General features: G+C 67.0%; 2 protein-coding genes and 4 pseudogenes. 4 read left to right on the top strand and 2 right to left on the bottom strand.

What is annotated here, in order from left to right; genetic code table 11:
* The 4 genes and pseudogenes from GJ633_RS18550 to GJ633_RS13145 form a co-directional block, all read left to right on the top strand.
* Nucleotides 1–202 (top strand): annotated as a pseudogene (locus GJ633_RS18550) (amidohydrolase); the annotation flags it as partial.
* 85 nt (nt 203–287) lie between these two features.
* A complete protein-coding gene (locus tag GJ633_RS13155; protein WP_156589184.1) occupies nt 288–935 on the top strand; it encodes a hypothetical protein in 648 nt (215 codons plus the stop codon).
* 376 nt (nt 936–1,311) lie between these two features.
* Nucleotides 1,312–3,006 (top strand): BCCT family transporter, encoded by a 1,695-nt coding sequence (locus GJ633_RS13150; protein ID WP_197431337.1) that lies wholly within the window; start codon nt 1,312–1,314, stop codon nt 3,004–3,006.
* Nucleotides 3,007–3,142: 136 nt separating this feature from the next.
* A pseudogene (locus tag GJ633_RS13145) lies at nt 3,143–4,503 on the top strand (aspartate aminotransferase family protein).
* Here the strand turns inward: GJ633_RS13145 and ilvA are convergent.
* Together ilvA and GJ633_RS17915 are read right to left on the bottom strand one after the other, a co-directional pair.
* Nucleotides 4,500–5,773: pseudogene (ilvA, locus tag GJ633_RS13140) on the bottom strand (threonine ammonia-lyase). The pseudogenes GJ633_RS13145 and ilvA overlap by 4 nt on opposite strands.
* A pseudogene (locus tag GJ633_RS17915) lies at nt 5,770–5,972 on the bottom strand (amidohydrolase); the annotation flags it as partial. The pseudogenes GJ633_RS17915 and ilvA, both read right to left, overlap by 4 nt.

Raw genomic sequence — 5,972 nt, 5'->3', positions numbered from 1 at the left:
TCGGGCGTCAGCGAGGACGGGACGTACCTGATGGCAGCGGGTCCAGGACCAACGACGGCCTCGCCGTCCTACGTCCCTCGTCGGGACGGACCACCCGACGACGCCACCACACGCGACGTTCGACATCGACGAGCGCAGCCTCGAGATCGGCGTGTCGCTGCTGTCGGAGACGATCCTCGAACTCTCTCGGCGACGCCCGTAGCCCGCACCGCCGGCCGAACCGAGAAGACGGGAGTTCGGTTCCGGGGACCAGTACTGTTAATTCGATCGCTCCCGGTAGTGGAGCCATGAGCAAGGACGACGTACCGGAGTCGCTCGAGGCGGCTGCGGACGCCGACCGACCGCGCGGCATTCTCACCCCCTCCGACCGCGACTTCCTGCTCGGCCGGAAGACCGACTACACCGACCACTCGAAAAAACAGAAGCGGAACCGGATCCGGCGGCGCGTCCGGAACGCGATCCTCGATTTCAGCATCCTCTTCGAGTACATGGAAGAGCGCGACCGGAAGACGGTGTTCGACCCCGACGACGCGGACCGCGACGCGTACACCCAGGGGATCACCGATATGCTCGCCTTCCTCCACCTCGGGACGATGGGGTACCACACCCCGTTCAAGGACATGCTAGCGGAGGGCGTCGGGAAGGCCGAACAGCGGCTCGCCGGGTCGAACTACCGGATGGTCAACGTCGAGTTCAACGTCGAACCGGTCGGCCAGATCGACGTCGACGAGGTTGTCGAGAAGCTCGAAGACGAGGCGTTCGCAGAGCTCACCGACGAGGAACTCCGAGCGTTCGTCCGTCTGCTGACGATGTCCGACTCGTTCTCGCCCGAGGAGGCCGGCGAGGAGATCAAAACCCGCGTCGACGAGTTCGCCGAGCGCCTCACGGAGAGCGCCCAGTCTCACGAGCGGAGCATCGAAGAGCTGACGAACTGAACAGACCGAGGCACCAACGATTTTCGATTACGCTCCCGGACGGGAGGGTTAGGTGCCACTTCGAAGGCGGACCGGTAGCCACGAAGATACACGGTATTCGACCACCGTTTGCGCTCGATAATTGAGCGTACGTCTTCCATCTGGTAAAATTCCGAGGTTGGTATCATTCTCTTCCTCCAGTTAGCGTGATCCTCTGCTCTTCTTGCACCGTGTCTCGACCGAACGGGCGGTAAACGGAGGACGTAGAGATATTGCTGACGTCAGAAACACTTATTGTGTATGGTTCCAATTGCACCGCTATGCCATCTCATGGCGTGGCGGGAGGTCGGTGGTACAGTCACTCAAAGCGTCGTCCCGTCAGCGGGGGTGAGACGAGATGAGTGGTTCGGACCAGGGGATGGTCGAGGAGTTCTTCGACGAGATCGATCCCGTCGTCTTCGCGTTCGGGGCGCTTTTGACCCTCGGGGTCATCGGCGCGTTCTTCGTCAGTCCGAGCACCGTCGAGAGCGGGATCTCCTCGCTGAACTCGCAGTTGCTCGGCGCGTTCAACTGGGCGATGCTTCTGATCGTGTTCCTGATCGTCCTCTTCCTGTTGTTCCTGATCGTCGGACCGTGGGGCGGGATCAAGCTCGGGGACGAGTCGCCGGAGTACAGCTTCCTGTCCTTCTTCGCGATGCTGTACTCGGCCGGGTTCGCCGCCGGCGTCGTCTTCTGGGGACCGACCGAAGCGCTGTTCTACTACGACAACCCCTCGCCGCTTTTCGACGGCGTCGAGGGCGGGACGGCAGAGGCCATGACGGTCGCCGTCCAGCAGACGCTGTTCCACTGGGCGCTCCCCCAGCTCGCGGTGTTCACCATCATGGGCATCGCGATCGGCTACTTCGCGTACAACTACGAAGACGTCCCGCTCCGGGTGTCCTCGGCGCTGACGCCGCTCATCGGCGCGGACAACCTCGACGGCCCGTTCGCGAAGGTGGTCGACATCCTCGCGGTCTTCGCGACGATCGGCGGCGTGGCCACGTCGCTCGGCTTCATCGGGAGCCAGTTCGTCACCGGACTGGACTACCAGTGGGGGATCAACATGGGCGACATCGGCATCCTCCTCGTGGTGACGATGATGACGCTGCTTTTCACGACGTCGATGGTACTCGGGGTCGACAGGGGGATCCGTCGGCTGTCGAACTTCAACATGATCCTCTTCGTCGCGCTCATGTTCGTGACGTTCGTCGTCGGGCCGACCCTGTTCCTGCTTCTGGTCGGCACGCAGGCGTTCGGCGGGATGATCACCGACTTCATCTCGATGAGTCTGTTCACCGGCGCCGGGCCGATGGGCGCGGGCGACACCGGCGCGACCGGCTGGATGAACGCCTGGACCGTCTTCTACTGGGCGTGGGCGCTCTCGTGGTCCCCGTTCGCCGGGCTGTTCATCGCCCGCATCTCCAAGGGCCGGACGGTCCGTGAGGTCGCGTTCACCGGCATCGTCGCGACGTCGGCGGCCACCATCCCGTGGTTCACGTTCGTCGGCGGTACCGCCGTCTGGGCGCAACACAACGGTATCGCGGACTTCAGCGCCGTGATATCCGGCGAGGCCGGCGCGGAGGTGTCCGGGTTCATCCTCTTCGAGGCGCTGAACTTCACGTTGAACCTCGGGGGAACGTCGATGACGATCCCGATCGGGTCCGTGCTGATCTACGCGTTCATGATCCTCGTGACGACGTTCTTCGTCACGTCGGCGGACTCCTCGACGCTTGCCGTCTCGATGATGACGACCGGCGGCAAGGCCAAACCGTCGAACATCAACCGGATCTTCTGGGGCGTCGTCCTCGGGATGACGGCGGCGATCCTGATGATCCTCGGCGGCACGGGGAGCGCCAACACGCTCCAGCAGGCGGCGATCATCACCGGTACGCCGTTCGCCTTCGTCTGTTTCCTGGCGATGATCGCGCTGATCCGCGACTTCGGCGCCAACTACCAGCAGGTGCTGCTTCAAAAGGAGACGGTCCTCTACGGGTCAAGCGAGTCGTCGAGCTCGCAGTCCGCCGCCCGTAGCGCCGAGTCCGACGACGACTGAATCGGCCGTCGCCACCCGCGGTCGTTGACGCCGCTGTCGGCTCCCGTCCGACGTTTCGCCGCGCTCTCGGCGCCGACGTCGATCTGTCCTCCCATCTATAACAAGTTTTAATGTATAATATATACATAAACTGTGTATGGATAGGGACACGGCGGAGCCGGACGCGGCCGCGCTTCCGGGTCCGAACGCGCAGCAGTGGGTCGACTTCCACCAGGAGTACTCCGCTCCGAGCGAGTACTCCCACGAGTTCGTCTGGGACGTGACCCGCGAGGCGGACGGCCCGTTCGTCACCGACGTCGACGGCAACGTCCTCCTCGATTTCACCTGCCACATCGGGGCGGCGCCGCTCGGCTACAACAACGAGAAGGTGCTCTCGAAGGTGCGGGAGTTCGACCTCGTCGAGCCGATGAAGATCGCCGGACAGGACATGTACTTCGGCGCGGGATCGACCCCGGACGAGGCCGACGTCCCCGGGTCGAGCCACCTCATGGAGACGCTCGTGGACGTCTCCAGCCAGTACGGCATGGACACGGTCTTCCTCTCGAACTCCGGGGCGGAGGCGATGGAGAACGCGATGAAGATCACCAACGACCACCGGGCGCCCGCGAAGTACGGCGTCGCCTTCGCCGGCAGCTTCCACGGCCGAACCCTCGGCACCCTCTCGGTGACCAAGTCCAAGGAGGTGTACACGCGCCACTACCCGGAGATAAGCGGGATCGAGACGGTTCCCTTCTGTGCGGACCGGGGCTGTGACGCCGAGAGCTGTGACTGCGGTTCTTCGCGGGGGGCAGTTCCCGGCTCCGGAGCATGCTCGCTCCCGAGGGCGGTCACGTGAACCCCGACGAGATCGCCTTCCTCGCGCTCGAACCGATCCAGGGCGTCGGCGGCTACCGCTTCCCCAGCGAGTCGTTCATGGAAGAGGTCGCGGCCGTCACCGACGAGTACGACATCCCGCTCGTCGTCGACGAGATCCAGTCGGGCGTCGGTCGGACCGGCGAGATCTGGGCCTCGGACCACTACGCGATCGAGCCCGACGTGATCGCGAGCGCGAAGGCGCTGCGCGTCGGCGCGACGATCTCCCGCTCGGAGGTGTTCCCGTCGGAGAAGAACCGCCTCGGGTCGACGTTCGGCGGCGGGGACCTCCTCGGGTCGATGATGGGCGCGTTCACGCTCGACGCGATCCGGGAACACGACCTGCTGGCGAACGCGACCGAGCGCGGCAGGCAAGCGAGAGAGCTGATCGGCGACCGCGCTCCCGACTGCGTCGAGGACGTCCGCGGGAAGGGGCTGATGCTCGCCGTCGAGTTCGACACGCCGGCGCGACGGGCCGGCGTCGTCGAGGCGGCGCTCGAGCGCGGCCTGCTGACGCTCGGGTGCGGGAAGAAGACCATCCGGCTGCTCCCGCCGCTCGACGCGACGGAGCGAGAGATCGAGATGGGCGTCTCGCTGTTCTGCGACGCGATAGACGCCGTCGGGCCGAGTCCCCGGGTCAGCTAGTCGGCGTCGACCGACCGCGCCACCACGGACACGCCGTCCAGCGCGGACAGCGCTTCGACGACCCCGTCGACGTGCGCTTCGTCGCTCCCCTCGAACCCGACCCGGAGCGGCGTTCGGTTGGGGTGATCGGCCGCCGTGTGGCGAGCCCGTTCGAGGACGTCCAGCTCGGCGCCAGCCTCCTCGACGGCGTCGACCACGGCGCGACGCGCGTCGGCCACCCGTCGATCGCCAGCCGGAGGGTCGCGTAGCGCCCGAGTTCGGTGAGGCCGGTCCGCGTCAGCTCGGCGTGCTCGGTGAGGTCGACGTTCCCGCCCGAGACGACGACGCCGACGTGTTCTCCGCGAACGTCGAGGTCCGCCGACAGCGCCGCGGCCAGCGGCGCGGCCCCCGCGCCCTCGGCGACGACCTTCTCCCGCTCAGCCAGCAGAGCCACGGCGGCGGCGATCTCGCGGTCGGAGACGGACACCACGTCGTCGACGACCTCGCGAGCGATCGCGAACGTCGTCTCGAGCAGCCGCGCGTCGGCGATCCCCTCGGCGACGGTGTCGACGTCGGAGAGCTGCCGGATCTCGCCCGCCTCGAGCGACGGCTTGGCGTGCGCGGCGCCCTCGGGCTGGACGCCGACCACGCGGACGTCCGCGTCTTTCGCGGAAAGCGCCGTGCCGATCCCGGAGATGAGCCCGCCGCCGCCCACCGAGACCAGCACCGTGTCGAGCTCCGGGTACTGGTCGCGGAGTTCGAGCCCCACGGTGCCCTGTCCCGCGACGATCGCCTCGTCGTCGAAGGGGTGGACGAACGTCTCGCCGGTCTCGGCCGCGCGGTCGCGCGCGTACTCGTAGGCCCCCTCGTACTCCTCGCCCTCGACGACGACCGCCGCGCCGTAGCCGCGGGTGGCCTCGATCTTCGCCGCGGGGGTCGTCTCGGGGACGACGATCGTCGCGTCCACGCCGAGGAGGTCGCCGGCGAGCGCCACCCCCTGCGCGTGGTTGCCCGCGCTGGAGGCGATGACGCCGGTCTCGCGGTCGTCGGGGGAGAGTTGCGCCATCGCGTTGTACGCCCCGCGGATCTTGAACGACCCGGTGCGCTGGAACGTCTCGAGCTTGAGTCCGACCGAGGCCGCGCCGCTGAGTTCGGCGAACGTGCGCGAGGTGTCGAGCGGCGTCCGGTGGACGACGTCGCGGATGCGCTCGCGCGCGTCCCTCACGTCGGCGAGCGTGACGCGAGGCTCGGACGCTCCGTTCGCGTCGGCCGACTCGCCGCTGTCGGTCATGCGTCGAGCCCGCTCACCTCGTTGGGGTCGGCGGCCTGCGGGACGGGGTGCCGGCGTTCGAGGTCCAGAATCGTCCCGACGAGGACGTCGACGCCGATCGCGAGGCTGCGCTCGTCGACGTCGAAACGTCGCGTGTGGTGGCTCGTCGGGGTGGTCCGTCCCGACGATCAGGTACGTCGCCAGCCCCGCCGTCCGACTG

Source organism: Halorubrum sp. CBA1125 (assembly GCF_009742825.1).
Classification (GTDB): Archaea; Halobacteriota; Halobacteria; order Halobacteriales; family Haloferacaceae; genus Halorubrum.
Note: the sequence above shows the minus strand (reverse complement) of the source record. Positions and strands in the feature narration are given on the sequence as shown.

Excerpts from the sequence above, each read along its gene's own strand:
- GJ633_RS13155 (WP_156589184.1), top strand. The coding sequence starts at position 288 with ATGAGCAAGGACGACGTACCGGAGTCGCTCGAGGCGGCTGCGGACGCC.
- GJ633_RS13150 (WP_197431337.1), top strand. The coding sequence starts at position 1,312 with ATGAGTGGTTCGGACCAGGGGATGGTCGAGGAGTTCTTCGACGAGATC.